General features: G+C 61.1%; 25 protein-coding genes and 2 pseudogenes. 10 read left to right on the top strand and 17 right to left on the bottom strand.

Annotated features, from left to right (window positions below):
• Positions 1-31: 31 nt before the first annotated feature.
• Positions 32-553 (top strand): hypothetical protein, encoded by a 522-nt coding sequence (locus FHS49_RS15485; RefSeq protein WP_184020275.1) that lies wholly within the window; start codon positions 32-34, stop codon positions 551-553.
• On the opposite strand, the gene FHS49_RS15480 is transcribed toward FHS49_RS15485, so the two are convergent.
• The 4 genes and pseudogenes from FHS49_RS15480 to FHS49_RS15465 all read right to left on the bottom strand — a co-directional run bounded on the left by FHS49_RS15480 (position 550) and on the right by FHS49_RS15465 (position 4,377).
• Complete coding sequence (locus FHS49_RS15480; RefSeq protein WP_184020273.1) at positions 550-1,221, bottom strand: ABC transporter ATP-binding protein; 672 nt, start codon at positions 1,219-1,221, stop codon at positions 550-552. The two genes, FHS49_RS15485 and FHS49_RS15480, sit on opposite strands and share 4 nt — an antisense overlap.
• A complete protein-coding gene (locus FHS49_RS15475) occupies positions 1,214-2,464 on the bottom strand; it encodes a lipoprotein-releasing ABC transporter permease subunit (protein WP_184020271.1) in 1,251 nt (416 codons plus the stop codon). The genes FHS49_RS15480 and FHS49_RS15475 overlap by 8 nt, the downstream gene beginning before the upstream one ends.
• A 413-nt stretch (positions 2,465-2,877) precedes the next feature.
• Positions 2,878-2,991 (bottom strand): annotated as a pseudogene (locus tag FHS49_RS20010) (PEPxxWA-CTERM sorting domain-containing protein); the annotation flags it as partial.
• 699 nt (positions 2,992-3,690) lie between these two features.
• Entirely contained in the window at positions 3,691-4,377 is a 687-nt protein-coding gene (locus FHS49_RS15465; protein ID WP_184020267.1) for a Crp/Fnr family transcriptional regulator, read from the bottom strand.
• 199 nt (positions 4,378-4,576) lie between these two features.
• On the opposite strand from FHS49_RS15465, the gene FHS49_RS15460 reads away from it, so the two are divergent.
• Positions 4,577-4,825, top strand: coding sequence for a hypothetical protein (locus FHS49_RS15460; protein WP_184020265.1), 249 nt, complete (start codon positions 4,577-4,579; stop codon positions 4,823-4,825).
• Positions 4,826-5,056: 231 nt separating this feature from the next.
• Here the strand turns inward: FHS49_RS15460 and FHS49_RS15455 are convergent, their stop codons facing one another.
• The 3 genes and pseudogenes from FHS49_RS15455 to secG form a co-directional block, all read right to left on the bottom strand.
• Positions 5,057-5,842, bottom strand: coding sequence for an FkbM family methyltransferase (locus FHS49_RS15455; RefSeq protein ID WP_184020262.1), 786 nt, complete (start codon positions 5,840-5,842; stop codon positions 5,057-5,059).
• Positions 5,843-5,929: 87 nt separating this feature from the next.
• Positions 5,930-7,564, bottom strand: a complete 1,635-nt coding sequence (gene pyrG / locus FHS49_RS15450) for a CTP synthase (RefSeq protein ID WP_184020260.1) — start codon at positions 7,562-7,564, stop codon at positions 5,930-5,932.
• A gap of 312 nt (positions 7,565-7,876) precedes the next feature.
• Positions 7,877-8,233, bottom strand: a pseudogene (secG, locus tag FHS49_RS19690) (preprotein translocase subunit SecG); the annotation flags it as partial.
• 149 nt (positions 8,234-8,382) lie between these two features.
• On the opposite strand from secG, the gene FHS49_RS15440 reads away from it, so the two are divergent.
• The gene (locus FHS49_RS15440; RefSeq protein WP_184020258.1) at positions 8,383-9,564 is read left to right on the top strand and encodes a saccharopine dehydrogenase family protein; all 1,182 of its coding nucleotides are present in this window, start codon (positions 8,383-8,385) and stop codon (positions 9,562-9,564) included.
• Positions 9,565-9,600: 36 nt separating this feature from the next.
• Here FHS49_RS15440 and FHS49_RS15435 read toward each other — a convergent pair whose 3' ends face one another.
• From FHS49_RS15435 to FHS49_RS15425, 3 genes are all read right to left on the bottom strand, one after another.
• Positions 9,601-10,596, bottom strand: a complete 996-nt coding sequence (locus FHS49_RS15435) for a sensor histidine kinase (RefSeq protein WP_184020256.1) — start codon at positions 10,594-10,596, stop codon at positions 9,601-9,603.
• Positions 10,597-10,737: 141 nt separating this feature from the next.
• Complete coding sequence (locus FHS49_RS15430) at positions 10,738-12,669, bottom strand: hybrid sensor histidine kinase/response regulator (RefSeq protein ID WP_184020247.1); 1,932 nt, start codon at positions 12,667-12,669, stop codon at positions 10,738-10,740.
• Between the two features lie 214 nt (positions 12,670-12,883).
• Complete coding sequence (locus tag FHS49_RS15425) at positions 12,884-13,333, bottom strand: PA2169 family four-helix-bundle protein (protein ID WP_184020245.1); 450 nt, start codon at positions 13,331-13,333, stop codon at positions 12,884-12,886.
• Positions 13,334-13,544: 211 nt separating this feature from the next.
• Between FHS49_RS15425 and FHS49_RS15420 the strand changes: the two genes are divergently transcribed.
• The 5 genes from FHS49_RS15420 (at position 13,545) to FHS49_RS15400 (ending at position 19,127) form a co-directional block, all read left to right on the top strand.
• The gene (locus FHS49_RS15420) at positions 13,545-14,033 is read left to right on the top strand and encodes a hypothetical protein (RefSeq protein ID WP_184020243.1); all 489 of its coding nucleotides are present in this window, start codon (positions 13,545-13,547) and stop codon (positions 14,031-14,033) included.
• A 210-nt stretch (positions 14,034-14,243) separates the two neighbouring features.
• Positions 14,244-15,359, top strand: coding sequence for an extracellular catalytic domain type 1 short-chain-length polyhydroxyalkanoate depolymerase (locus tag FHS49_RS15415; protein ID WP_184020241.1), 1,116 nt, complete (start codon positions 14,244-14,246; stop codon positions 15,357-15,359).
• 80 nt (positions 15,360-15,439) lie between these two features.
• Entirely contained in the window at positions 15,440-15,844 is a 405-nt protein-coding gene (locus FHS49_RS15410) for a host attachment family protein (RefSeq protein WP_184020239.1), read from the top strand.
• Positions 15,845-15,945: 101 nt separating this feature from the next.
• The gene (locus tag FHS49_RS15405) at positions 15,946-17,457 is read left to right on the top strand and encodes an ATPase domain-containing protein (protein WP_184020231.1); all 1,512 of its coding nucleotides are present in this window, start codon (positions 15,946-15,948) and stop codon (positions 17,455-17,457) included.
• A 2-nt stretch (positions 17,458-17,459) separates the two neighbouring features.
• Positions 17,460-19,127, top strand: a complete 1,668-nt coding sequence (locus FHS49_RS15400) for an ATP-binding protein (RefSeq protein WP_184020229.1) — start codon at positions 17,460-17,462, stop codon at positions 19,125-19,127.
• A gap of 78 nt (positions 19,128-19,205) precedes the next feature.
• Here FHS49_RS15400 and FHS49_RS15395 read toward each other — a convergent pair whose 3' ends face one another.
• The 6 genes from FHS49_RS15395 to FHS49_RS15370 form a co-directional block, all read right to left on the bottom strand.
• Positions 19,206-19,397 (bottom strand): hypothetical protein, encoded by a 192-nt coding sequence (locus tag FHS49_RS15395; protein WP_184020227.1) that lies wholly within the window; start codon positions 19,395-19,397, stop codon positions 19,206-19,208.
• Positions 19,398-19,530: 133 nt separating this feature from the next.
• Positions 19,531-19,800, bottom strand: a complete 270-nt coding sequence (infA, locus tag FHS49_RS15390) for a translation initiation factor IF-1 (RefSeq protein WP_184020225.1) — start codon at positions 19,798-19,800, stop codon at positions 19,531-19,533.
• 10 nt (positions 19,801-19,810) lie between these two features.
• Positions 19,811-20,017 (bottom strand): cold-shock protein, encoded by a 207-nt coding sequence (locus FHS49_RS15385; RefSeq protein ID WP_184020223.1) that lies wholly within the window; start codon positions 20,015-20,017, stop codon positions 19,811-19,813.
• Between the two features lie 221 nt (positions 20,018-20,238).
• Positions 20,239-20,454: a hypothetical protein gene (locus FHS49_RS15380; protein WP_184020221.1), complete on the bottom strand. Its 216-nt coding sequence runs from the start codon at positions 20,452-20,454 to the stop codon at positions 20,239-20,241.
• Between the two features lie 80 nt (positions 20,455-20,534).
• Complete coding sequence (locus tag FHS49_RS15375; RefSeq protein WP_184020219.1) at positions 20,535-21,044, bottom strand: hypothetical protein; 510 nt, start codon at positions 21,042-21,044, stop codon at positions 20,535-20,537.
• Positions 21,044-23,347, bottom strand: coding sequence for a ribonuclease R family protein (locus FHS49_RS15370; RefSeq protein ID WP_184020217.1), 2,304 nt, complete (start codon positions 23,345-23,347; stop codon positions 21,044-21,046). Before FHS49_RS15370 ends, FHS49_RS15375 begins: the two co-directional genes overlap by 1 nt.
• 144 nt (positions 23,348-23,491) lie before the next feature.
• Between FHS49_RS15370 and glpD the strand changes: the two genes are divergently transcribed.
• Entirely contained in the window at positions 23,492-24,949 is a 1,458-nt protein-coding gene (gene glpD / locus FHS49_RS15365) for a glycerol-3-phosphate dehydrogenase (protein ID WP_184020214.1), read from the top strand.
• A gap of 30 nt (positions 24,950-24,979) precedes the next feature.
• Positions 24,980-25,348 carry a YciI family protein gene (locus FHS49_RS15360; RefSeq protein ID WP_184020212.1) on the top strand — a complete coding sequence of 123 codons (369 nt, stop codon included), beginning with the start codon at positions 24,980-24,982 and terminating at the stop codon, positions 25,346-25,348.
• A gap of 47 nt (positions 25,349-25,395) precedes the next feature.
• On the opposite strand, the gene FHS49_RS15355 is transcribed toward FHS49_RS15360, so the two are convergent.
• Entirely contained in the window at positions 25,396-26,277 is an 882-nt protein-coding gene (locus FHS49_RS15355) for an MBL fold metallo-hydrolase (RefSeq protein WP_184020210.1), read from the bottom strand.
• Positions 26,278-26,315 lie beyond the last annotated feature (38 nt).

Below are 26,315 nucleotides of genomic sequence, written 5' to 3'. Positions count from 1 at the left end.
AAGACCCGATTTATGCGCCATCAATTGACGCATGATCGAAAGATTCGGGTTTAACCTTACGCAAATTGCCGGGATTCTGGCATTCGTCATTGCGTCATTGGCTTGCCTCATCGCAAGCGGCGCGCGTCGGAAATCGCGTGATCTGTCCATCTGGCGTGGGCTCTCGATTGTTTATGGTCTGCTCGCGATCGAAATGATCGCCGCAATGCGCCATCGAATCCACGATTTTGTCAACGCACTGCTGAAGATCACGGGCGAATATTCCGCCCGCTCAGGCTTGCAGGAGATGCTGATTGCGGCCTTGGCCATCGTCATCCTGACAGCCATGGGTCTTTATTTAATGCGCTTGGGCAAAATCAAAGCTTCAACGCGGCTTGCTGCCAGCGCCACGATGACACTGGTTGGGCTTTTTCTGCTTGAAATGATCTCGCTGCACGCAATTGACGCCATTCTATACCGGCCGATCGGACCGCTGATGGTGATCACCTATCTGTGGATTGCAGCTTCGACAGTCACGGTGATCACCGCCTGGCGCTATCGCAAAGGCCGCTAGCCCAGCACCCCGTCGTGCAGGCGCACCACGCGGTCCATCTTCGCCGCCAGCCGCTCATTATGCGTGGCCACCAGCGCCGCCGATCCCTCTTCTCGCACCAGCCGCAAAAACTCGGCCAGCACCACATCGGCGGTCGCCTCGTCCAGATTGCCCGTAGGCTCGTCCGCCAGCACCAGCGCCGGGCGATTGGCCAGCGCGCGCGCCACCGCCACGCGCTGCTGCTCGCCGCCCGAAAGCTGGCTGGGTCGGTGGGTGAGGCGATGCCCGAGACCGAGCGACGAAAGCAGGCTTTCCGCCCGCGTCTTGGCGTCTTCGTTGGTGGCCCCGTGAATGAGTTGCGGCAGCACGACATTCTCCACCGCGGTAAAATCGGGCAGCAGGTGATGGAATTGATAGACGAAGCCCAGCGAGTCGCGGCGCACGCGCGTGCGGCCGTCATTGTTGAGCTTGGCCGCCTCTTCGCCGCGGATGCGGATCGAGCCTTCGAAACCGCCTTCGAGCAGCCCCACAGCCTGAAGCAGCGTGGACTTGCCCGAACCCGATGGCCCCAGCAGCGCCACGATCTCGCCGGGGCCGACATGGAGATTCACCCCGCGCAGGACGTGGATTTCCGTCTCGCCCTGGATGAAGCTCCGACGCAGATCGCCGGTGGAAAGAATGTCACTCATAACGTAGCACCTGCACGGGATCGGTGCTCGAAGCCTTGAACGCCGGATAGAGCGTGGCGAGGAAGCTGAACACCAGCGCCATCACGCAGATCCCGATCACCTCGAACGGATCGGTCTTGGCGGGCAATTCGGTGAGAAAGCGGATCGAGGGATCCCACAGATTCTGCCCCGTGATCAACTGGATCAGATTGACGACCGACTGGCGAAAAAACAGGAACACGAAGCCGAGGCCAACGCCGGCCAATATGCCGAGCCCGCCGATAATCACGCCCACCGTCATGAATATCCGCAATATCCCGCCGCGCGTCGCGCCCATCGTCCGCAGGATTGCTATATCGCGCGCCTTGGCGCGGGCCAGCATGATCAGCGAGGAGAGGATGTTGAACACCGCGACCAGGATGATGATCGACAGCACGACAAACATCGCCACCCGCTCCACCGCCAGCGCCTCGAACAATTCAGCATTCATCGAACGCCAGTCCGACACGACCGCGCGATTGCCCACCTTGGCGACCAGAGGTGCGAGGATCGTTCCCACCTGATCGGCATCGCTGGTGGTCACCTCGATCATGCCCACGGCGTCACCCATCAGCAGCAATATCTGTGCATTCTCCATCGGCATGACGACGAACGCCTTGTCATAATCATAGACGCCAACCTCGAAGATCGCCGCCACGCGGTAGCTCACGATGCGCGGCACGCTGCCGAACGGCGTCGTCTGACCCTGCGGGCTGATCAGGCTGATCTGGCTGCCCACCTGCACGCCCAGTTGCTCGGCCAGCCGAATCCCGATCGCCACATTGTCCACGCCCGGCTTCAGATCGTACAAGCGCCCCTGCTTCACATTGCGCGTGATCTCGGGCGTTTCCATGATGTCCTTCATGGTCATGCCGCGCACCAGTACACCCTCGACACGACCCGCGGCGCTCGCCATCAGCGGCTGCTCGATCAGTGGCGTGGCGACCGTCACCCCCGGCGTCTTGTTGGCCTCGTCGAGCACGGTGCGCCAGTCGTTCAACTGCCCGCCATAGCCCTGCACCACAGCATGGCCGTTCAGCCCCACGATCTTGTCGAACAGTTCGGCGCGAAAGCCGTTCATCACGCTCATCACGATGATGAGCGCGGCGACGCCCAGCATCACGGCGAACAGGCTGATCCCGGCAACGAGGAAGATGAACCCCTCCCCCTTGCCCGGCAACAGATAGCGTTTGGCGATCATCCGCTCATAGCGGGACAGGATCATGGGTTCGGCCCAGGGCAGCAAGACATGGACGCTGCTCTAGGGGCGCTCAGCCAAACTGGCAACATTTTGCGCTGTTGCCATTTGAACACAGGCGCAAGCCAATCGTAGCAGTAAAGCGATTCCGGCAATGACAAGCCACCGGCCTTTGCGTAGCGTCCAACTTCTGAAACGCAGGCAACGGCCGTGGTTCGGGGAGGGCTTCGCCCGGCAGCGTCGTTTAAGGGAGCGACAATGCCAGTGTGCTGAAGCCAAAAAAGGGGGCTGACGAGCATTCGTCACGCGGGTGCCCGGATCGGAAACGATCCGGGCACTTCCCGTTTCAGCCTTTCTCGAAATAGCGGCTCTCGAACATCACAACAAAAAGCGCCGCGAACCCGGTGGGTGCGCGGCGCTTTTTTTCGATTCCGGAAGGATCAGGAATAGGCGACGGTTACCTTCGGGCGATTGCGCATCGCAAAACCAACCATGCCGAAGCCAATGAGCATCAACGCCCACATGGCAGGTTCGGGCACAGCCGCGACGTTCACCGTAAAGCTGCCGCTGTTATTGGCGTTGATATCGTTGACGCGGCCGAACAATTCCTGGCCGGTGCCGGTGATCAGCAAATTGGTGCCGATCAGGAAATAATTGGCATTGTCGAAGCTGCCGGCAAGGGCACCGATCTTGATCGCCGCGCCTGCCGGCCCGAACTGGCCGTCAGCGACGAAGGAGCCTGTGGGATTGAACGCGGCATAACCGGGATAGGTCACCGGGCTGGTCGGAACGCCATTGGCGTCCACATCGAACCGACCGGGGATCGCATCCCCCACCAGATCGACGATGCCCGTCACCGTGATGCTATATTGCTGGCCCGCCAGAAGCACGCCAAGCGATGTGCTCGAAGCATTGGGGCTCACAGAAAAGACCGCCGCATGGGCGGGGGCCGCAACAGCCGTCGAAAGCAAGCAAAGGGCAAGAGCCATGGTCTTCATCTGAAATTCCTCGATATTCCGGGACGCAAGCACAGATGGCTTATTTCCCCCACAATTGTGCGGCGCACCATAGCAGGCGGCTAAGGCATTACAAACAATAATTAACCATGATGAGGTTGGGGCGATTTTGTTGTGCATCGTCAAAAAAAGGGCAGCCGGTCCGCAGAAGGTCCGGCTGCCCTAAGCACCCTATCTTTGATCGTCACCGATGGACGGCGCATCACGGCCCGGGTCGCAAAAGGCCGTGATACGCCTTCAATCGGCTGTTTCGGCGATCTCCGACAACAAGGTGCTATCCAATATCTTGATCTTGCCCGCATCGATCGCGACGATCCCGGCATCCGCCCAGGCACCAAGCTGGCGATTGATCTGCTCGCGTGACATGCCGGCGAACATCCCCAATTCGCTCTGGCTCAAATCCATGCGCAATCGTCCATCAGCTGCACCCGCCAGACTCAGGCGCTGCAGAAATCGCGCGAGCCTTGGGCCGGACGCGTAAGCGCGATCGCTCTCGATCGTGCTGTTCGCCTGGCGCAACCGCCGCGCCAGCTCGCGCAAGATGCGTAGCGCCATGCCGGCGTGTTCGGCCATGATGGTCTCAAAGGAATGACGCGACAGGCGCAGCCCGCTCACCGGCTCAAGCGCGGTGACTGAAGCGGTCCGCTCGCCGCCGTCCAGCAGCGCGATCTCGCCGATGACCGAGCCCGGCTCGGCATAATCGAGAATGATCTCGCGGCCATTGCTTGATACCATCGAGATGCGCGCCGTGCCCGTGAGCAAAATGATCAGCGACGCGCCCTCGTCTCCCTGGGTGACGATATCCTTGCCCTTGGAGAAGGTCTGCAGCGTGCCGTGCAGGATGATGGCGGCCAGTTCGTCTTCGCTGCACGAAGCAAAGAGCGAATGCTGGGGCAATAATGCGGCGAGGTGTTCGGCTTTCATCGCTTCCCTTTCCGGCCCGGATGCTTTCCGATTCGCCGTTGCACAGAGGAATGACAGACTTTGAGTGTCGTGCGTGTGACGGAAATCACAGTCACGGTTAACGACGTTTAACGCGTTGTAATCCCCCGAGGCAAATCCCCGGTCCCTCCGCATAACGATGGAATGGGGAAATCCCTCCGCTTTGCGCGCATCTTCTGCTATGGAGCGCGTTCCCCCACCTCATTGGAGACCGATTATCGCCATCACCACACCGCTCAAGCCATTCCTCATCGCCAAGGATGAAGAAGGTCTCTTCCGTGTGACCGTCCGCGAGACGCGCTACAACGGACAGGGCTATCCCCTGGTTACGGCGACGCTCCAGCCCGAAACCTTCAAGACCGCGCACGCCGCCAAAGGCCATGCACGCGATGCGTTTGGCGCCGAAACCGGCCAGTTCGCAACGAAGTAAAGCAGGTGACGGGGTTCAGGCGGCGAAACGCCCCCTGCCCCTCGCCTCTTGAATCAGCGCCACCAATGCTACACGTGCAACCTCAATGGCCGGGTTGAAGGCGGCAGCGTTGGTCCGAAACATTGTCGGATGACGATAAGATGACGTAAGATGCCATAAGGGCAGGCGCTCGACCGCGTTTTGAAAGGCCCGCGACCGTCAAAACACTGCGAGTATCATCCGAATTTATTTTCAGAGCGGGTTGGAAGCTAAGACACGTATTTTTTCGATTCTGCTTTCATGCACCGCGAAATAATTCGTCGTGCGGCGTGGGTAGGAATGACTGTCCAAAAATACATCTAATCCCATCGGCGGCCCAGTGTGTCCCAGCCGATCTGGCGCAAAAACTGCGTAATCGTGCTCATTGAGCCACGACCACATGGCTACATTCGTAAACCCCAGTACTTCTTCGGGGCCGCTCTCGAACATCACAGTCGGCCGACACCGTTTGAGCAAATGCTCGCCGCCCTTAAGCACGCCTAATTCAGCCCCCTCGACGTCGATTTTGATCATATCGACATCATCGGCCGAAACAATTTGATCGAGCCTTTTCAAAGAAACCTTGATCTCCTGCACATTGGTGCCGTTGCGCGCGAGAGAGCTAAACCCGCTGGCATTGAGGTTAATGAAAAATGAAGCCTCGCCATCCGTGTCCGACAGCGCGCAACAATGAACCTCGACCATCGGAAATTTCTTTGTAAGCCGCTCCGCCTTGGCCGGAATGGCCTCAACGGCGATCACATTGAGTGATTTCCGACGCAGAGCTGCCGAAACGACTGAGCCGATATGAGCCCCAATATCTAAGAAAGTGCTTCCTGGTTTGGCAATTGCGGTGACCAGTTTGCTGGCAAGCTGATTGTTATAGGCATCGCCAATGCCCTCAGATCGGACGGCGGCCAATTTCACCAAATCAAAAAAATTGCGCGTGCCGATGATATGATTTTCAAATAGCGATCCGATTAGCTTTTCTCTTAGCATTGTCCGTCCCTCAATCAGCCCGCGCCCAAACGAAAATGATGGTCTATTAAGTGAAAGCTTAGTCCCTAAAAATTCCTGTTCGACAACTTAAACCAGCCGGCTTTGCTTCAATGCCGCCTCGATGAAGCTTGCGAACAAAGGATGCGGGTCAAAGGGCTTGCTTTTGAGTTCCGGATGGAATTGCACGCCCACGAACCAGGGATGATCCGGCCGCTCCACGATTTCCGGCAGCGTGCCATCGGGTGACATGCCGCTGAACACCAGCCCACCCTTTTCGAGCGGATCGCGGTAATGCACGTTCACTTCATAGCGATGACGGTGGCGCTCGCTGATGTCATTGGTGCCGTAGATGCTCGCGACATGGCTGTTGCCCGTCAGCTTGGCATCATAGGCACCCAGCCGCATCGTACCGCCCAGATCGCCGCCCTCTTCGCGCTTCTGCAAGCCTTCGCCGGTCATCCATTCGGTGATCAGGCCGACGACCGGCTCTGACGTGGGGCCGAATTCGGTGGTGGAGGCGTCCGCAATCCCGGCCGTGTTCCGCGCACCTTCGATGCAGGCCATCTGCATTCCCAGACAGATGCCGAAGAAAGGCACATTGCGTTCGCGGGCGAAGCGCACGCTGGCGATCTTGCCTTCGCTACCGCGTTCGCCAAAGCCGCCGGGCACGAGGATCGCGTCCATGGGCTCAAGCGCCGCAGCCACTTCGGCCTCGTCCTGCGCGAACAGTTCGGCGTCGATCCACTTGACGTTGACCTTCACCCGATTGGCGATGCCGCCATGCACCAGCGCTTCATTGAGCGACTTATACGCATCCGCCAGCCCGACATATTTGCCGACCACGCCGATCGTCACTTCGCCCTCGGGATTGTGCAGCCGGTCCATGATGTCGTCCCAGCGCGCCAAATTGGGTTTGTCGCCCGGATCGATTGCGAAGGCCGATAGCACCGCTTCGTCCAATCCCTCGGCATGATATTGCAACGGCACGCCATAGATGGATTTAGCGTCCAGCGCGGGGATCACGGCTTCCTTGGGCACATTGCAGAACAAGGCGATCTTTGCGCGGTCGCTTTCGGGCAACTCGCGCTCGCACCGGCAGACCAGCACATCCGGCTGGATGCCCAGCGAGGTCAGATCGCGCACGCTATGCTGCGTCGGCTTGGTCTTCAATTCGCCCGCGGCCGCGATATAGGGCACCAGCGTAACGTGCACGAACACGCTCATCAGCCGGCCCAGATCGTTCCGGAGTTGGCGGATCGCATCCATGAACGGCAGCGATTCGATATCGCCGACGGTGCCGCCGATCTCGCACAATACGAAATCCACATCGTCCGTCTCGTTGCGCGCGAATTCCTTGATCGCGTCGGTCACATGCGGGATCACCTGGACGGTCGCGCCCAGATAGTCGCCCCGGCGTTCCTTCTGGATGATCGTCTGATAGATGCGGCCGGATGTCACATTGTCGGTCTGGCGGCCTGGAACGCCGGTAAAGCGCTCATAATGGCCCAGATCCAGATCGGTCTCCGCGCCATCATCGGTCACATAGACCTCACCATGCTGATAGGGCGACATCGTGCCCGGATCCACGTTCAGATAGGGATCGAACTTGCGAATACGGACCGTGTAGCCACGCGCCTGGAGCAAGGCAGCAAGCGATGCTGCCATGAGACCTTTGCCAAGCGAGGAGACCACGCCGCCGGTGATGAAAATGAACCGCGCCATGGGAGAAAAGGCTTAGCCTCGCTTTGGTGTTGTCGGCAAGCGCACGAATCCGGACCTGACGCAAAAATGTGCGTCAAGCCCGTAAAAGGCGCACGGAATATGCTGTTATTGCGGCGGGGTCACGCCGTTCGTAGGTGCCGGCGTGGTGGACACGACGGGCGGCGGCGCGAGCTTGGGCGCTGCCGCAGCATTGCCGCTGCTGGCGGGTGCCTTGGTCGCGGTGACCGGGTCCGGATTGCTGCGTGTGGCGGGAGCCTTCTCGACCTTCGCCGCGGGTGCTACGGCCTGCTGTGCCGGCGTCGCAGTCACGGGCGCAGCGGCATTGCCGCCCGCCAGCGGATCGTTTGTTGCCGGCACGGGGATGGCCGCCGGTGCCAGCGCGCCGCCGCCGGGTGCCGGTGCACCGGCCGGAGCCACCAGCGAATCGTCCAGCGTGGTCGATCCGCCGCGCGTTGCCGCCAGAACCGCCAGGAAGATGCACATCGCCACGAACAGCGCCGCGAGCACCGTGGTGGCCCGCGTCAGGAAATCGGCGGCACCGCGGGCGGACATCAGCCCAGAGGGACTCCCGCCCATGCCAAGCCCGCCGCCTTCGGAGCGCTGCATGAGAATCACCGCGACAAGCGCGGCGGCGATGATGGCATGAACGACGAGCAGGAAGGTAAACATGGATATGGCGGCCAAGCTGTCAGGAGAATACAAGCGCGCCACTTAGCGCCTGTGGTGGCGGAGTTCAACCACGCTGCATCTAGAGCGCTTTCCGCCCTTTGACGAACCCGCTCCGTCCATGCACTCTGCCTGAAAATAGGAGAGACACCATGGCTAGCATTCCCCGCGAATACGACATCATCGTCTATGGTGCTTCGGGCTTTACCGGGCGGCTCGTTGCCGAATATCTCGCTACCCAACATGCCGGGCCGGATGCGCCGAAATGGGCGATGGCGGGGCGCTCCAAGGACAAGCTCGCCAAAGTCCGCGCAGAGATTGGTGCGCCTAACACGATCCCGCTGATCGAAGCCGACGCGGAAAATCCGGCTTCACTCGCCCACATGGTGGCGCAGACCAGGGTGATCCTCACCACCGTCGGCCCCTATCAGCTTTATGGCAATGAACTGGTCGCCGCTTGTGCCGCGCATGGCACGGATTATGTCGATCTGTGCGGCGAGCCTGCCTGGATGCGCACCATGATCGACGCGCACCAGGCCACGGCGCAGAAATCCGGCGCGCGCATCGTCTTTTCCTGCGGTTTCGATTCCATCCCGTTCGATCTGGGCGTGTATGAATTGCAGAAGGCGGCACGGGAGAAATTCGGCAAGCCCGCCCCGCGGGTGAAGGGGCGCGTGCGCAAGATGCAGGGCGGCGCATCGGGCGGCACGGTCGCCAGCATGAAGGCGACGATGGCCGCCGCAGCGAAGAATTTCGATATCGTCCGGCTGCTGAAAGATCCCTTCGCGCTGACGCCGGGCTTTGCCGGACCGCCCCAGCCGAGCGGGCTCATTCCCGAATATGATCGCGCTGCGGGCGTCTGGGCCGTCCCGTTCATCATGGCCCCGATCAACACCAAGAATGTCCATCGCTCCAACGCGCTGCTCGATCATGCCTGGGGCGAGGATTTCGTCTATGATGAAATGCTGTTCACCACTTTGGGCGAAGCGGCGCACGCGGCGGCCGAGGCGATCGCAAAGATCAATCCGTTCGGCGGCGACAAGATGCCCGAACCCGGCGAAGGCCCGAGCAAGGAGGAGCGCGAAAGCGGCTTTTACGACATTCTTTTCACCGGAGAGATGCCCGGCGGCGGCGTTATCCGGCTGGCCGTCACCGGAGACCGCGATCCGGGCTATGGCTCCACCAGCAAGATGATCGCCGAAAGCGCGCTGTGCCTGGTCCGCGACGTGCCGGAGGGACCGGGCGGGATCTGGACGCCCGCCAGCGCGATGGGCGATGCGCTGGCAGCGCGGCTGGAGAGGAATGCGGGACTGACGTTCAAGGTGCTGGATTGACCACAGCGTTACAAACCGTTCGCCATATCGGGCGGCTCAGGCTGCGAGCCGCTTGCGCTCCATGCGCAGGGTGATGATGACGCCATCGGCACACCAGTCGTAATCGATCGATCCGCCCAATTGCCGCTCCACGGAGCGTTTGATGAGGCCACTGCCGAAACCATCGGCATCGGACGGCGGCGTCACCGTCGGGCCGCCGCGCTCGGTCCAGATCAGCACCACATCGTCGTCTTCGGCGATGCAACTCAGGTCGAGCGCCCCGGCTTCATCGGATAGAGCGCCGTATTTGAGTGCGTTGGTGGCCATTTCATGAATGACCAAGGCCAGCGAGGTCGAGCTGTTTTCGCCGATGCCCATGCGCGGCACGGCGACCCGAATACGCCCGGCAAAAGCGCCCTTGTCGTCATAAGGGGCGAGCAGGACGGTCAGCAGGTCACCCAGCAGCGTGGCGTGGCCATCGCTCCCCTTGATCGGGCGAACCAGATCATGTGCCCGCCCAAGCGCCGTGAGCCGGCCGATCAATTGTTCGGCCATATCCTGGGCGCTTTCCGCGGAGCGCGACGTGATCGTCGTCAATCCCGATGCAATCGCCAGCAGATTCTTGACCCGGTGGCTCATCTCGCCGGCGAGCAACTCATTGCCTTCCTCGGCGCGCTTGCGCCCGGTGACATCGAGGAAAATGCCCGACATCGTGCGTGCGACGATGCCCACGTCGCCGCCCTGACCGCGCGCGGATATCCAGCGGATTTCATCGTTGAAGATGATCCTGAAATCGATTTCATAAGCACCCGGCCCTGCGCGGGTGGCGGTGAATGCAGCCCGCACGCGGTCTCGGTCGGCGGGATGAATGTGCGTCGAGAGATCTTCGAAGGCCACGGCGATCCCGTCGGCGATGCCCCAAAGGGCATAAGCGCGTGCATCGAGCTGAAGCGCATCGGTATCGACGTTCCAGGTCCAAAGCGCGACCTCGGCCGCCTCGATCGCGCGCCGGAGCGCAGATTCGTCCCAAATTACACCATTCTCGCTCGACATGCCTTCTCCGGCCGCGCGGGAAGGACAGGGAGCGGCTGCCTGGATGGCATCAACATGGCAGTCTGTCGCGAGACCGGGGGGCCATATCACAGGCTCCTGCAAGAAGCGAGCACCGCGGCCGATCCCATGGACAGAGCGGCCTCAGCTTTCGATGATGTCGCGAATGCGATCCGCCAGATCCTTCATCTGGAACGGCTTGGTCAGCACGAACATGCCCTTATCCATCTTGCCACCGCCGACAGCCGCATTTTCGGCATAGCCGGTGATGAACAACACCTTGAGTTCGGGCCTGGTCGTGCGTGCGGCATCGGCCACCTGTCTGCCGTTCAATCCGCCCGGCAATCCTACGTCGGTAATGAGCAGATCAATCCGCGCGCTCGAGTTCAATATTTCAAGCCCGGCAGGACCGTCGGCGGCCTCGATCACCGCATAACCCGCATCTGCCAGAACCTCCGACACAGGCATTCTGATCGTGGGCTCGTCATCGATGACGAGCACAACCTCCCCATCCCGGGCCGCTGTGAGCGATAATGCCTGATCGGGATTCGCATCGGGCTGCGCGTCGTGCGAATGACGCGGCAGATAAAGACGCATCATGGTCCCCCGGCCCATTTGGGATTCCACTCTGACCTGGCCACCCGACTGACGCGCGAAACCGTAAATCATCGAGAGCCCCAGCCCCGTGCCCTCGCCGATCGGCTTGGTGGTGTAAAATGGATCGAAGATCTTCGCGATAATCTCGGGCGGCATTCCGGTGCCCGTATCGGTGACGGAAACCGCCACATAATCACCCGCGTTCAAGCCTTGTTCGCGCGCGGCACGCTCGTCGAGTGATTGATTGGCCGTCACGATCGTGACCCGCCCGCCATCGGGCATGGCGTCGCGCGCATTGATGCAAAGGTTGAGGACCGCGTTCTCGAGCTGATTGGGGTCGATCAGCGTCGGCCACAGGCGATCTGCGCCGGCCAGCACCACCTCGACGCCCGGGCCGACGGTGCGTTGGATCAGCTCTTCAAGGCCATGGAGAAGCCGATCGACATTGGTCGGCTTGGGATCAAGCGTCTGCCGCCTGGAGAATGCCAGCAGACGATGTGTCAGCGCCGCCGCCCGCTTCACCGCCCCTTGGGCTGATGTGAAATAGCGGTCGAAATCGGAAGTGCGACCTTGTGCGGATCGGATCTGCATCATTTCGAGACTGCCGCTGATCCCGGTCAGAAGATTATTGAAATCATGCGCCAGCCCCCCGGTCAACTGACCCACCGCTTCCATTTTCTGGGATTGACGCAATTGCTCCTCGATCGCGCGCTTTTCGGTGAGATCCCGCGTGACCTTCGCAAAGCCGATCAATTGGTTGTCGTCGTTCCGGATCGGATCGATGATGACGCTCGCCCAGAATCGGGATCCGTCCTTGCGGATTCGCCAGCCTTCGGCCTCGAACCGGCCGTCCCGCCTGGCCGTTTCGAGTGCGATACCGGGTATACCCGCCGCTCTGTCGAGATCGGAATAGAAACGGGAAAAATGCTGCCCCATGATCTCATCGGCCCGATAGCCCTTGAATCGCTCGGCACCCGCATTCCAGCTTGTGACATGCCCTTCGGGATCGAGCATGTAGATGGCGTAATCGGTCACACTCTGGACCAGCAAGCGGAAGCGCTCTTCGCTTCGGCGAAGCTCCTCTTCCGCCGCCCGCCGCTCTGTGAGATCGCGGGTCACCTTGGCGAAACCCAGAAGATGACCCTCGGGATCGCGTATCGGGTCGATCACGACGTTCGCCCAGAAACGGGTTCCGTCTTTCCGAAGACGCCATCCTTCCGCTTCGAACCGCCCATCGCGCTCTGCTGTCTCCAGCGCGATCCGCGGAATTTCAAGCGCGCGCTCTTCCGGCGTATAGAAGATCGAGAAATGGGCACCGATAATTTCGTCCGGATCATACCCCTTGAAACGGCGCGCGCCGGCATTCCAACTCGAAACCCGCCCGTGCGGATCGAGCATGTAGATGGCGTAATCGGTGACGCTCTGAACAAGCAGCTCAAACCTGTTGCCAACACTCACTGTTTGTTTGGACTTTGCCATGGCACCCCTGTGGACCCAACTGCAACGAACCTAAACAAAAATGAATGCCGCTTTTGTCTCGCTTCTCCAGTGCATTAGAAAAGAGATGAAGAGAGGCTCATCGCCGCAAGAGACCGGCGTCATCCTGAGCCGGATGCTGTAAGCATTCCCGCGCAGCTCAAATTTTGTCACGGGTGGCGCGAAGACGGGCGGAGCATGGCTCCGCCCGTGACATTCAGCGCGCGCCTTCCAGAGAATGTTTCAGATCACGCATCTGATCATGGCCTTGCTTCACCGAAACATAGGCCTGCTCAATCGCTGCCCTGGTCGATGCCGCAAGCGTGTCCTCTTTGAGAGCATCCTCGAATTTCGCCTTGATATGATCCTCGCCGCGCTCGACTTCGTTGACGATCGCCTTGTCGTCCTTGCCGGTGACCACCGACTTGAGATTGAGGAAGACGCGATGGGCGGACGCCAGCACGGTGCCGTCGTCTTCGGCATTGCCACCAAGCTGGGTCACCGCGGTCTGCAGGATCGTCACCGCCTGACGTCTTTCAGACGCGCGATCAGAAAATATGGCACCAAATCGGCCGCTTTCGCTATCTTTAGCGGCTTCGGTATAGCCCTCGACACTATCAATGGTGGTGGCGATGAGACTGTTGAGCGTGCTGATATCGTTGGACATGATCGACCTTTCTGCTTGGGGATTTCATTAAATCTTCGAGCCGCGGACGGGGCGGTCGGGCGCGGTGCCCTGGCGGACCCTTTCGGCGGGCATCGATCCTGTAAACCACCGCCCCGGCCGGTTGTTCCTTCGCTAACTGATTGATCCAGATCACTTTCGGAACCGACGTGCCGCCAACTGGTTGTGTCGCGACAATCAGTGGAGAATGAGCATGGTCGATAATTCAAACCCGTCCGCAATCGCCGAAGCCGAAGGCGGCCAAGCTGCCGCCAAGCCGACAAGCTCGCCCCGCAAAAAGGCCTCCGCGAAGAGCACGAATGCCAAATCCGCCGCCCGCGCTTCAGACAGCAAGCCGAAATCATCGCCCCGTGCAGCCGGCTCATCCTCTGGCAAGCGCAATGTCTCCAAGCCCTCATCGCGGTCCGCTGGTCGATCCGGCAAGGGCGAGGTGCCGATCAACGGCGTCGCGGCTGCGCTGGCCGGCGCTGCGGGGCTTCTGGTCGGCGGGATCGCGATATGGTTCGGGCGCACGCAGATCGAAGCGGCCACGGCCAGTCTGGTCGCACAGGCAAAGGATCAAGTCGCTCAGGCCAAGGATCAAATTGCGAAACGCAAGCCGGGTGGGCGTGACGAGCCAGTCGCGGCGCATCAAGAGACGGCATTCTCACCCGCGGCCAGCGAAACCCATCTGATCCTGTGACGATCCGGTTGGCGACGTGCTGAAATCCACCTCTTTCATCCAGGGATGAAGGGCGTCGCCACCAACGCCGTTGATCGCGATCAATACGAATAACGGTCTCGGGGCTGGCATTTCAGTGATGATCGCATATCTATTGTGCAGTGCAGCAAAATACCGGAGCGGTGAAAGCCGTTTCAGGACAGGGCGGCTGCAGCGCAAAGGATATTCGACATGGCGGGATTGAGCTCCACTTTGGCGCAACTGGCAAAGTTCAGGACGATGGCCGGGCTCGGCCTGCCTGTGCAGGCCGGCGATAGACTGGGAACGCTGTCATCCTTCGGCACCAATCCGGGGGCGCTGGGAGCGCGGACCTATGTGCCGGAAAACCTGCCCGCCGGGCGACCGCTCGTGGTGGTCCTGCACGGTTGCACCCAGAGCGCCAGCGGATATGATCATGGCGCGGGCTGGTCTCAATTGGCGGACGAACATGCCTTCGCGCTGCTCCTGCCCGAACAGCAGCGCGCCAATAATCCCAATCTCTGCTTCAATTGGTTTACCCCGGCAGATGCGCGTCGCGATGCGGGCGAAGCGCTTTCGATCCGGCAGATGATCGCTGCCATGGCCGATGCGCATCACATCGACAGGGACCGGATTTTCGTCACGGGTCTGTCTGCGGGCGGTGCCATGGCATCCATCATGCTCGCCACATATCCCGAGGTTTTTGCAGGAGGGGCCATCATTGCCGGGCTTCCCTTCGGATGCGCGGACTCGGTGAGCGACGCCTTGGCCCGGATGCGGGGCCACGGCTATCCGGATGACGCGGATCTCTCCGACCGTGTCGCCCGGGCATCGAGCCATCAAGGGCGCTGGCCCCGAATTGCCGTCTGGCAAGGCAGTGCCGACACCACCGTGGCGCCGTCCAATGCAGAGCGCATCATCGCGCAGTGGCGCGGCGTGCACGGCCTCACCGCGACGGCACCGCTTTGCGATACGCTCGATGGGTGTCGGCGCCGAACCTGGCATGATGCGGCAGGTCAGCCCGTGATCGAAGCCCTGGATGTGGCAGGCATGGGGCATGGCACCCCGTTGCGAACGAGTGGGCCGCAGGCTTGTGGGACAAGCGGCCCCTATATGATCGAAGCCGGCATCTCTTCGACACGCCAGATCGCGCGCTTCTGGGGCGTGGACGACCAGCCGAGAGCCAAGCCCCCCGCCTCTCAGACCGAGACCCGATCACCGGCTATCGATCGGCCCTCTCAAGCGGATGCTGCGCCACCTCCCGCCGGCGATACGCGCGTGGGCACGATCATCGAGACCGCCCTGCGCAATGCGGGCTTGATGCGATAACCTTTTGAAAACGTGTCTCGACCAATGAGCCCATTTGGGATGGCCAGGCGTTTCGTCGGTCCAAGCATAAAGGACATCTCATGAAAATTCCCAAGGGTGCGACCGTCGCAGTGGCCGATGGCGAGCAATTGAACCTGTATCGCAACACGAGCGATGACTCGTCACCGTCACTGATGGCTTTGCCGGATCAGGCGATCGATACCCACAATAAGGGCTCCGGTGGACGTCATCAGAGCAGTTCCGCCAATCCGGCAGACAGTCAGCAAGAGGAAGATGCGTTTGCCGCCGGCACCGCCGAAATTCTCAATCGCCATGTTCTCGATGGGAGCATCGATAGCCTTATCGTCGTGGCCGCGCCCCGGACGTTGGGAGAATTGCGCAAGCATTATCACAAGGCGCTCTCGACCATCCTGGTGGGTGAAATCGCCAAAGACCTGACCGGCCATTCGATCACGGATGTGGAGAAAATCATCGAATCCGCGTGAAGCGATACGAACGACGCGACCCGTCTCGCGGAAAAATTGCAGCCAAATCAAGACTAGCGAGTTGATCGTCCTAACAGCAATGGACAGGAGCGCCGGAAAATATGGCGATCACAACGGCAAATCGCGACCAGACTCAGATGGTGTCGACGGGCATCGTCGACCTCGACAACATTCTGGGAGGCGGCCTCACGAGCAAGCGTGCCTATCTCCTTGAAGGCACGCCGGGCAGCGGCAAGACGACGATTGCGCTGCAATTCCTTCTGGAGGGTGCCAAGCAGGGCGAGCGCGGTCTTTATATCACGCTGTCCGAAACCGCGGCGGAATTGCGCGAGGTGGCCTCCAGCCATCGATGGAATCTGTCCGACATCGAATTGTTCGAGTTGGTGAGTGGCGAAGGGCTCGATCCTGAAGCGGAGCAATCGATCCTCGAGCCCTCCGAGGTCGAACTGGGCGAGACCATCCAGCGCGTTATGGAATGCGTCGATCGGCTCAAGCCGATCCGCGTCGTCTTCGACAGCCTTTCGGAAATGCGGCTGCTCGCCCAGAATTCGCTGCGATACCGGCGGCAGATCCTGGCGCTCAAGCAATATTTCTCGCTGCGCCAGTGCACGGTGCTCATGCTGGATGACAGAAGCTCCGACCCTGGCGATCTGCAACTTCACAGCATCGCCCACGGCGTCATCACGCTGGAGCAGGCCGCACAGGATTACGGCACGGAAAGACGCCGGCTGCGCGTCGTGAAAATGCGCGGCGTGAAATATCGCGGGGGCTTTCACGATTTCAACATCGAGACCGGCGGCGTGGCCGTATTCCCGAGGCTGATCGCGGCCGAACATCACAGTCAATTTACCGAAGAATTGAGATCGACCGGATTGGCGCGGCTCGATCAGATTCTGGGGGGTGGCCTCTCTGCCGGCACCAACGCGCTGCTGAGCGGGCCATCGGGCGTCGGCAAAACCAGCACGGCCATCCGGTGCAGCCTCACTGCGCTAGAGCGGGGCGAAAAGGCAGCTTATTTTCTGTTTGACGAGGGCCGCGCGACGATGCTGGCGCGCGCCAAGGCGATGGGCATGGACCTCACTCCGCATATCGAGTCCGGCGCTCTCGATGTCGTACAGATCGATCCGGCGGAACTGTCGCCTGGAGAATTCGCGAGCTGGGTCCGCAACGCCGTCGAGGGCGATGGTGTCAAATTCATCGTGATCGACAGCCTGAACGCCTTTCTGCAGGCGATGCCAGGCGAGAAATACCTCATCTTGCAGATGCACGAGATGCTGAGCTATCTCAATCAGCAGGGAGTCATCACGCTCCTCATCCTAGGCCAGCATGGAATCATCGGCGACGTCCGGGCCGATGTCGATCTGAGCTATCTCTCCGACACGATCATGTTGTTTCGCTATTTCGAGGCGCAAGGCGAGATGCTGAAAGCGGTCTCGGTCGCGAAAAGCCGGACGACGCCGCATGAGGCGAGCATCCGAGAATATCGCCTGGGTTCGAACGGGATTCAGATCGGTGAGCCCCTGCGCGATTTCGAGGGCGTGTTGACCGGTCTGCCATCCTATCGGGGAAAAACGGCACTTTTGGCGTCAGACACAGCGGTGAGCGGGGACTGAGCATGGAAAGCCGAATTTTGTTGCTCGCGTTGCGCGGCAGAGATGCCGTCGTCCTCTCGCAACTCCTTGGCAAAAATCATAAGACAATTGTCTGCTCCAGCCCTGCAGAAATTGCCGATGCGTTGGTGCAGGGCGCGGGTACGGCGATCATTACCGAAGAGTCTCTGATCGGCGCGGATCGAAGCCCGCTCGAAAATTGGCTGGCGAGCCAGGATTCCTGGTCCGATTTTCCGTTCATTCTGCTCGCCACCAAACGCATGGGAAGCCGGTCAGGGGAAGCGCAGACAGCGCTTGGCCGTCTCGGGAACGTGATCGTCTTGGAACGGCCGATCCACAGTGACACGCTGTCCAGCGCGGTCAATTCCGCACTTCGGGTACGGGCGCGACAATATGAAGCCAGAAGCCGCCTGCTGGCGCTGCAATCGGCGGAAGAAGGTCTTCGTTTGCTGAACGGATCCTTGGAAGCGCGGGTCGAGCAACGGACCGAAGCACTGTCGCGCGCGAACAATCAGCTCATGCAGGAAATCGCGGAGCGCGAGCGTGCCCAGGCCGCACTTGTGCAAGCCCAGAAAATGGAGACCGTCGGCCAGCTCACCGGCGGCATCGCGCATGATTTCAACAATCTTCTGACGGTCATCTCCGGCAATATCGAGCTTATACAGCTCAGGGCCAAAGACGAACGCATCTCACGCAATGCAGGATTTGCCCGCCACGCGGTTGATCGCGCCGCCAAGCTCACGCATCAGCTTCTGGCCTTCTCTCGAACCCAGCAACTCACCTTGGCACCGGTCGATCTCAATGGTTTGATGGAGGGCATGAATGATCTGATCGAGCGCACGATCGGGCCGCAGATCAAGAAGGTCAGATCGTTCGATCAAGGCAATCCCTGGGTGATGGCCGATGTGAACCAGCTTGAACTGGCGGTCCTCAATCTCGCGATCAACGCGCGTGACGCGATGCCAGGCGGGGGCCAACTGACCTTTGAAACGGGGATTGCCGATGGCGTCCCTGAAGGGGCGATGGAGGGCCGCTATGGCGTGGTGCGGGTGATGGACAATGGCGCCGGCATTCCAAAGCATATTTTGCCCAAGGTGTTCGATCCCTTTTTCACCACCAAAGATGTCGGCAAGGGCACCGGCCTCGGGCTCAGTCAGGTGTTCGGCATCGCTCAACAATCGGGCGGCATCGCGCGGATCGACACCGCTGAGGGTCACGGCACCACGGTCAGCATCTTTCTTCCGCTCGCTGAAAGGCCCGCTCGATCGGCGTCGCCGGGAGACGATCGACCTGAGACGGACACGTTACGCCACGGAACGATCCTAGTGGTCGATGACGATGATGAAGTCCGCCGCTTCATCGTCGAGAGCCTTGAAAGCTTGGGCTATACGGTGACCGAGGCACAAGGGGGTGAGGCCGGGTTGCGGAGTATCGCCTCGGCAGAGCCCGATATCCTAATCGTCGATTTTGCGATGCCAGGCCTGACCGGTGTCGATGTCGCCAAGGCCGCGCACAAATTGGCCCCGCGATTGCCGATCATTCTTGCGAGCGGCTATGCCGAAGTGGAGGAAAGTCAGGGGGTGAATCTGTTTCACTCGGTGATCAGAAAGCCCTTCAGGATCGATGCCCTGGCGCAGGCAACCCGCGCTGCGCTGAGCACGCGCGTGGCGTGAGTTCAGGTTCAATATAACACGGGGTGCTGATAGTAGCCTGGCCAGCCTTAATCGTTCGAACGATCGCGCCAGCGCCGCTCAGCCCTCCGCTTCGGCTTTATCCCGGGCGAGCTTGTCGCGCATCGTCTGGCCGCGTTCGGCGCGGCCGGCCATTTCTTCCCAGGCTGCTTGCGCGCGCAAGCAGCGATCGCGGACGTTATCGAGCTTGGCCTCTTCGGCTTCGCGGGCGCATTGATCGGCGCGGCTACGGTAGAATTCGAGCGTGGACATTGGGCCGTTGCCTTTCATGGCCGCCTTGCGGTTCGCCCGGTTTTATACCGGCGATCCTGCGCGGGCCTGTGAAGAAGAAACGAGATGCCAGCTTGCGCTGGCATGACGGCTGGAGTGAAGCGAAGCGGTGTCTTTAACGACGACGCTTGTTGTGCGGACCCGGAGGGCCATTGCCGCCGCCGGGAGTGCGTTCGCGGAAAACGATACGCCCCTTGTCGAGATCATAGGGCGTCATTTCGACATGAACCCGATCGCCGACCACACTGCGGATGCGGAATTTGCGCATCTTGCCCGCGGTATAAGCCACGATTCTGTGGTCATTCTCCAGACAGACGCGAAAGCGTCCGTCTGGAAGAATTTCTTCGATCAGGCCCTCGAGGGTCATCAGATCCTCTTTGGCCATGTCTTTAGGCTCAAGCTGCCGAGAGATTGACCGCGGACATCTTGCCGCGCTGATCCTGCTCGACGTCATAGCTGACGCGCTGATCCTTGTTCAGCGTGGCCATGCCCGAACGCTCAACAGCGGAAATGTGCACGAAGCTGTCATTGCCGCCATCTTCAGGCTGAATGAAGCCATAGCCCTTGTCCGCATTGAAAAACTTGACTGTACCGATTGGCATGATTTCTTCCTTTCCAGGAAAAATAAAGGTTTCCCCGAACAAATGCGCCCGGAGAGCCAGTAGCGTGGAGAGGAAGAATTTTGCCAAAAAGGCGTAATTTTCCGTCGCAGGCGACGTTAGCGATTTGAATATAGGCCAAGCGCCAGTATTTTGCAACCGGCGTCTTAACGTGCAGATTTATCGGCGGCCATGGCCGCACATATTAACCTGCATCAGCCCGATCAACGCGCCATATAGAAAGGTGAGCGCTCCACACGACCCTGCATGATCTTCGTTTTCATCTTGATGCGCAGGGCTTCTGCGCCAACGCTGGTGGAGAGCACGACGCGGGTGCCGCCCGACAACAACGGCTCGATCGCGCTGATCTGCACGCTCAGGCTGGTGCAGGCGGTGCGGACGGCATCTTCGGTGGCGTTCAGATTGATGGCGCGGCTCATATCAGCGTCTCCTGTTTTAGGGCGCTGGTCAGCGTTATTCCCGGGAAAGAATGCTGCTTAGCACAAATCCGTCAAAAACCCTAATTCCAGCTCTTGCGCGCCATCCACGTGGCCAGCTTCCCATCAAGGCTGCGCATGATCAGCATCACATGCAGCGCATAGATAAGGATGAAGCCGCCAAGCCACAAAGCCACATGCCCCTCGCCGGTGAACAGCCGCGCCATCAGCAGCAGAAAGGCCCAGAAGATCAGGATCACGCGCATGTTGAGCGCGAAGCGGATCGCCTTCCACCCGGCGGGCAATACGGCGATATTGTCGCCAAGGGCAGGCAGTTCCTCATTGCGCAGCCGCTCCACGGTGCCGCCGTCGACATAGCCGAACGCATCCCAGCGTTCGAGCCGGGTATAGCCTTCGCCGCGCGCGAAGGAGAAGCTGTCCGGGCTCAACCACTGGGTGTCATAATGCTCGCCAAAGCCGCGCGCGATCCGCTCGAACCGCTCCCCGTCCAGCGCGGCGAACGGCTTTTCATACACCAATGTCCCATCCGCCAGCCGCCGCCAATCGATCTCCGGCCGTCCATCGAGGCGCATCAGCGCTTGCGTCCCTGATGCCGGATGTTCGCGGGCCGTCCGCGGTGGATGATCGGCCGGCCATGCTTGCCCTTGCCGCCCCGCGGCGGCCCCGCCGCCCCCTTCCCTTCCGGCAATTCGAAGCGCAGCGCGCCATTGACCGGATTGGCTTCCGCCAGCCGCAATTGCAGCCTTTGCCCGCTGGCGTAGCGCGTCTGCGTATCTTCGCCGGTCAGGCTGTGCGTGGCTTCGTCATAACGGAAATATTCGCCGCCCAGATCGCGCACGGGAACGATCCCGTCTCCGCCCAGGCCTTCCACCGTGGCGAAAAATCCGAAATTCTGTACACCGGTGATCCGCACGTCCATGATCTGGCCGACCCGCTCGCTGAGATAGGCCGCGACATAGCGATCGGTGGTATCGCGCTCTGCTTCCATCGCGCGGCGTTCAAGCGTGGAGATCATCTCGCCGATGGGTTCCATCCGGCTCGCCTCATCGGCGGTCAGCCCGCCCTCGCCCAGCCCGAACGCCGTGACCAGAGACCGGTGGACGATCAGATCCGCATAGCGCCGGATTGGCGACGTGAAATGACCATAGCTGCCCAGCGCGAGACCGAAATGCCCCTGGTTGATCGGCGCATAATAGGCCTGGGTCTGGGTCCGCAGGATCTGCTCCATGATCTGCGGCTTGAAATCGGCATCGCCGACGCGGCGGATGACATGATTGAAGGTATCGGGACGCACGACCTGACCAAGCGCAAACTCCACCTCGAACGTCTTGAGATATTCCTTCAACGCCACCAATTTCTCGCGCGAGGGCGGTTCGTGGACGCGGTACATCACCGGTGCCTTCTTGCCCTCCAGCGCCTTGGCCGCCGCGACATTGGCCGCGATCATATAATCCTCGATCAATTTATGCGCATCGAGCCGCTCGCGCGGTGCGACCGAGAGGATGCGACCCATTTCGTCGAGCGAGATCTTGCGTTCGGGCAGATCGAGATCGAGCGGCGCGCGCTTCTCGCGAGCGGCGAACAGCAGCTTCCAGCAGGCCCAGAGCGGCACCAGGGCGGTCTCGAGCAGATCCCCCAATCCGTTGGTGTCGAGCGCAGGCGAGACATCATCCCGATCTGTCCCCACGTCTCTCGACTGCGCTCGGGACAAACGGAGATGATGGGCATCGATCGCCGCCTGCGCATCCTCATAGGCGATGTTCGCCGCCAGCCGCACGATCGCGCGGGTGAAGCGCCAGCCCTTGAGCGTGCCGTCCGCGGCGATCGTGAGGTGGCAAGCCATCGCCGCGCGATCCACGCCTTGCTTGAGTGAACACATGTCCGCGGACAGGCTCTCAGGCAGCATCGGCACCACGCGATCGGGAAAATAGACGCTGTTGCCCCGTTTCTTGGCCTCGCGATCGATCGCCGAGCCGGGGCGCACATAGAAGCTCACATCGGCAATGGCGACGATCGCCTTCCAGCCGCCGGGGTTCTTGGGATCGTCATCGGGCGCGGCCCACACCGCGTCGTCATGATCGCGCGCGTCGGCGGGATCGATCGCAACGATCGGGAGATGGCGCAGATCTTCGCGATTCTGACCGAGATCGAGCTTGGCGACCCGTTCCGCGTCCTCGATCACATCCACGTCGAACACATGGGGGATGCCCAATTTGTGGATCGCGATCAGCGAGAAACTGCGCGGTTCGAACGGATCGCCCAATTTTTCGGTTACCCGCGCCGTGATCCGCGGCGGCCGGCCCGTCTTTTCAGCCATCACCAGATCGCCCGCCCCGGCCCCGCCCGCGTCGGAGACGGGCACGTCGCGCCGTTCCTTCTTGTCGAGCCCCTTGAGCCAGAGCGTGCCACCCTCATCATGGAGCACGCCCATCATCAGTTCGGAGCCCTTGGCGAGTTGCTTCATCGGATGCGCGATCCAGCCCCTGCCCGCTTCCTCGGTCCGCGCGAGGAAGCGATCGCCAATCCCCATCGCGCCCTTGCGGCTTTTCTCCTTCACGCGCAGCCGCGGCTCGGGGCCGCTCGCCTCCCAGCGCTCCGGCACGGCCCAGGCCTGCCCATCCTCGTCCACATCGGTGACGCGCAGCACGGTGACCTTGGGAATACCGCCCATCTTGTGAAAGGCGCGACCGGGCGCGCTGTCGATCAGTCCCTCGTCCGCCATGTCCTTCAGCAACGCCTTCAGCAGGATCTTCTCATTGCCCTGCAGCCCGAACGCCTTGGCAATCTCGCGCTTGCCGGCGGCGGTTTCGGATGTGGTGATGAATTCGAGGATCTGCTTTTTGGACGGCAGGCCGATGTGTTTTGTTTTAGGCATGAGACAGAGATAGCCACTCCGCACCCTTCCGTCATCCCCGCGCGGGCGGGGATCCGGCTTCTTGCTATGACAGCGCAAGACAAAAAAGCGGCATTCCAGCGTTCGTGGGAATGACAGCGTCGTTTTTGGCGTTATCAAGAGGCCATGAGCTTCGATCTCCTCATCATCGGCGGCGGCATCAACGGGTGCGCGATCGCGCGCGAGGTGGCGCTGAACGGCCTCTCCGTCCTGCTCGTGGAGAAGGACGATCTGGCGTCGCATACCTCGTCGGCTTCCACCAAGCTCATCCATGGCGGGCTGCGCTATCTGGAATATTACGAATTCAAGCTGGTGCGCGAGGCGCTGAAGGAGCGCGAACTGCTGTTGAAGGCCGCGCCGCACATCATCCGTCCGATGCAATTTGTGCTGCCGCATGAAAATGCGGTGCGGCCCTGGTGGCTCGTGCGACTGGGGCTGGTGCTCTATGACTGGATCGGCGGCAGGATCAGCCTGCCCCGCTCGCGCGGGCTTTCCCGGCATGACACCGCCTTCAACGCGCCGCTCCAGCGGCCGGGCAAGGGCTTTGTCTATTCGGACTGCCGCGTGGACGACAGCCGCCTGACGCTGCTCAACGCGATGGACGCAGCGGACAATGGTGCCGAGATCGCGACACGGACCGAACTCGTGTCGGCCCGCCGCGAAGACGGCCTGTGGAGCGCCACGCTATCCGACGGACGCATCGTCTCCGCCCGCGCACTGGTCAACGCCGCCGGGCCATGGGTGGCGGAAGCCTTGACCCGGCTGGGATCGAACAGCCGCAGCCATGTCCGCCTGATCAAGGGCAGCCATATCGTCGTGCCCAGCCTGTTTGCGGGCGACCATGCCTATATGCTGCAGCAGGCGGACGGCCGCATCGTCTTCGCCATTCCTTATCAGGAGGGCTTTACGATGATCGGCACCACCGATATCGCAGTGAAGCGCCCCGAAGATGCGCAGATATCGGAGGAGGAAATCGCCTATCTGGTCGGCGCATCCAATCGCTATTTCACGCAGCAGGTGACCGCCGCGGACGTTGCAACCACCTGGTCCGGCGTGCGCCCGCTCTATGACGATGGCGCGTCGGAGAGCAAGGCGGTGACGCGCGATTATGTGCTCGAACTGGACACCGCCGGTCCCCCGCTCCTGTCGGTCTTCGGCGGCAAGATCACCACCGCGCGGCATCTGGCGGAGGAGGCGCTGGAAAAACTGGCACCGTCGATCGGCGTGGATCCGCACCCCGTCACCCGCGCGCGGATTTTCCCCGGCGGCGCGATCGCGCAATTCCGGCATTTCCTGGCCGAGGTGAACGCCCGCTGGCCCTTCCTTGGCGCGGCGCGCGCGGAGCGGATGGCGCAGAGCTATGGGATGTTGCTGCATGAGATGCTGGCGGCGGTGCATAGCGAAAGCGACATGGGCGAGGCCTTCGGTGCCGGCTTCACCGCCATCGAGGCGCGCTGGATGCGGACGCGCGAATGGGCGAAGATGCCCGAGGATTGCCTGATGCGGCGCAGCCGGATCGGGCTGCACATGACGGCAGAGGAGCGCGCCCGTTTTGAAACATGGTGGGCGCACGCGGCGCGCTAGGGAGCGACCGGCCCGAACAGGAGACGGACGATGCGGGTGATGGTGTTCGTGAAGGCGACCGAGGACAGCGAACGGGGTTTGTTTCCCGAGCCCTGGACCAGCGAGATGATGGCGGCGATGGGCCGGTTCAACGACGCATTGCGCGATGCCGAAATCCTGATCATGGCCGATGGCCTCAAGCCCAGCGCCGAGGGCAAACGCGTTGGATTCGATGGCCCCGGCCGGACCGTCACAGATGGGCCGTTCGCTGCCCCCCACACACTGGTCGCGGGCTTCTGGCTGTGGAACGTCAAGGACATGGACGAAGCGCTCGCCTGGGCGAAACGCTGCCCCAATCCGATGCCCGGCCCCAGCGAGATCGAAATCCGGCCTCTCTATGAAATGACCGATCTGGGATGAGTGTTCGAAGGTCGAGGTCTCGAAAGTTGGTAACGAGGTAACGCGCTTCAATTATTCTCAGTCTCGTTCCGCCATTTTACCGGTATCCGTAAATATGTGACTCCGTTCGCCTCGGCCTCCGCGAAGTGACCGGCGCGGATGTTGACCTGAATCGACGGCAGCAGGAGTTTGGGCACCGGCAATTGCGTATCGCGGCTTTCACGCATCGCCACGAAAGCGTCTTCATCGATCCCGTCATGGATGTGAACGCTCGAACGCCGCTGTTCGCCAACGCTGGTTTCCCAGCGATAATCGTCGCGGCCCGGCGCTTTATAATCGTGACACAGAAACAGGCGCGTCTCTTCGGGCAATGACAGCAGCCGGCGGATCGACCGATAGAGGGTGCGTGCATCTCCGCCGGGGAAATCGGCGCGTGCTGTGCCGTAATCGGGCATGAACAGCGTGTCACCCACGAAGACGGCATCACCGATCCGATAGGCGATGTCCGCCGGCGTATGGCCGGGAACATGCAATATCTCGACCTCCAGCGCGCCGATGGCGAAGCGATCACCATCCTCGAAGAGCCGGTCGAAGTCGGAACCATCGGTCTTGAGATCAGTCATGGCGAAGACCGGACGGAAGATACGCTGCACGTCGCGGATGTGCACGCCGATCCCGATCCAGGCACCCATGCGCGCCTTGATGAAGGGGGCTGCCGAGAGGTGATCGGCGTGCGCGTGCGTCTCGAGCACCATCTCGATTCGCCAATCATGTTCTTGTGCGAAGGCCAGGATGCGCTCCACCGAGCGCGTGTCGGCGACTCCGCTGGCAAGATCAAAATCAAGCACCGGGTCGATGACAGCCGCGGTGCGGCTTGCTGGATCGCCGACGAGATAACTGATCGTGTTGGTCGGCGCGTCGAAAAAGGCCTCGATATGGGGCTGGGTCATGATTGTTCTCCATTCTGCCTTGACTATATATTAGATAA

It is taken from the genome of Sphingobium boeckii (genome assembly GCF_014199215.1).
GTDB lineage: Bacteria > Pseudomonadota > Alphaproteobacteria > Sphingomonadales > Sphingomonadaceae > Sphingobium_A > Sphingobium_A boeckii.
This window is presented reverse-complemented; position numbering and strand designations above follow the sequence as displayed.

Coding starts and splice junctions, on each gene's coding strand:
- FHS49_RS15460 (WP_184020265.1), top strand. CDS start 4,577: ATGGAGCGCGTTCCCCCACCTCATTGGAGACCGATTATCGCCATCACC.
- FHS49_RS15420 (WP_184020243.1), top strand. CDS start 13,545: ATGGTCGATAATTCAAACCCGTCCGCAATCGCCGAAGCCGAAGGCGGC.
- FHS49_RS15435 (WP_184020256.1), bottom strand. CDS start 10,596: ATGTCGAGCGAGAATGGTGTAATTTGGGACGAATCTGCGCTCCGGCGC.
- FHS49_RS15415 (WP_184020241.1), top strand. CDS start 14,244: ATGGCGGGATTGAGCTCCACTTTGGCGCAACTGGCAAAGTTCAGGACG.
- FHS49_RS15395 (WP_184020227.1), bottom strand. CDS start 19,397: ATGTCCACGCTCGAATTCTACCGTAGCCGCGCCGATCAATGCGCCCGC.
- glpD (WP_184020214.1), top strand. CDS start 23,492: ATGAGCTTCGATCTCCTCATCATCGGCGGCGGCATCAACGGGTGCGCG.
- FHS49_RS15360 (WP_184020212.1), top strand. CDS start 24,980: ATGCGGGTGATGGTGTTCGTGAAGGCGACCGAGGACAGCGAACGGGGT.
- FHS49_RS15370 (WP_184020217.1), bottom strand. CDS start 23,347: ATGCCTAAAACAAAACACATCGGCCTGCCGTCCAAAAAGCAGATCCTC.
- FHS49_RS15355 (WP_184020210.1), bottom strand. CDS start 26,277: ATGACCCAGCCCCATATCGAGGCCTTTTTCGACGCGCCGACCAACACG.
- FHS49_RS15485 (WP_184020275.1), top strand. CDS start 32: ATGATCGAAAGATTCGGGTTTAACCTTACGCAAATTGCCGGGATTCTG.
- FHS49_RS15410 (WP_184020239.1), top strand. CDS start 15,440: ATGAAAATTCCCAAGGGTGCGACCGTCGCAGTGGCCGATGGCGAGCAA.
- FHS49_RS15480 (WP_184020273.1), bottom strand. CDS start 1,221: ATGAGTGACATTCTTTCCACCGGCGATCTGCGTCGGAGCTTCATCCAG.
- FHS49_RS15425 (WP_184020245.1), bottom strand. CDS start 13,333: ATGTCCAACGATATCAGCACGCTCAACAGTCTCATCGCCACCACCATT.
- infA (WP_184020225.1), bottom strand. CDS start 19,800: ATGGCCAAAGAGGATCTGATGACCCTCGAGGGCCTGATCGAAGAAATT.
- FHS49_RS15430 (WP_184020247.1), bottom strand. CDS start 12,669: ATGGCAAAGTCCAAACAAACAGTGAGTGTTGGCAACAGGTTTGAGCTG.
- FHS49_RS15405 (WP_184020231.1), top strand. CDS start 15,946: ATGGCGATCACAACGGCAAATCGCGACCAGACTCAGATGGTGTCGACG.
- FHS49_RS15455 (WP_184020262.1), bottom strand. CDS start 5,842: ATGCTAAGAGAAAAGCTAATCGGATCGCTATTTGAAAATCATATCATC.
- FHS49_RS15385 (WP_184020223.1), bottom strand. CDS start 20,017: ATGCCAATCGGTACAGTCAAGTTTTTCAATGCGGACAAGGGCTATGGC.
- FHS49_RS15400 (WP_184020229.1), top strand. CDS start 17,460: ATGGAAAGCCGAATTTTGTTGCTCGCGTTGCGCGGCAGAGATGCCGTC.
- pyrG (WP_184020260.1), bottom strand. CDS start 7,564: ATGGCGCGGTTCATTTTCATCACCGGCGGCGTGGTCTCCTCGCTTGGC.
- FHS49_RS15380 (WP_184020221.1), bottom strand. CDS start 20,454: ATGAGCCGCGCCATCAATCTGAACGCCACCGAAGATGCCGTCCGCACC.
- FHS49_RS15475 (WP_184020271.1), bottom strand. CDS start 2,464: ATGATCCTGTCCCGCTATGAGCGGATGATCGCCAAACGCTATCTGTTG.
- FHS49_RS15375 (WP_184020219.1), bottom strand. CDS start 21,044: ATGCGCCTCGATGGACGGCCGGAGATCGATTGGCGGCGGCTGGCGGAT.
- FHS49_RS15440 (WP_184020258.1), top strand. CDS start 8,383: ATGGCTAGCATTCCCCGCGAATACGACATCATCGTCTATGGTGCTTCG.
- FHS49_RS15465 (WP_184020267.1), bottom strand. CDS start 4,377: ATGAAAGCCGAACACCTCGCCGCATTATTGCCCCAGCATTCGCTCTTT.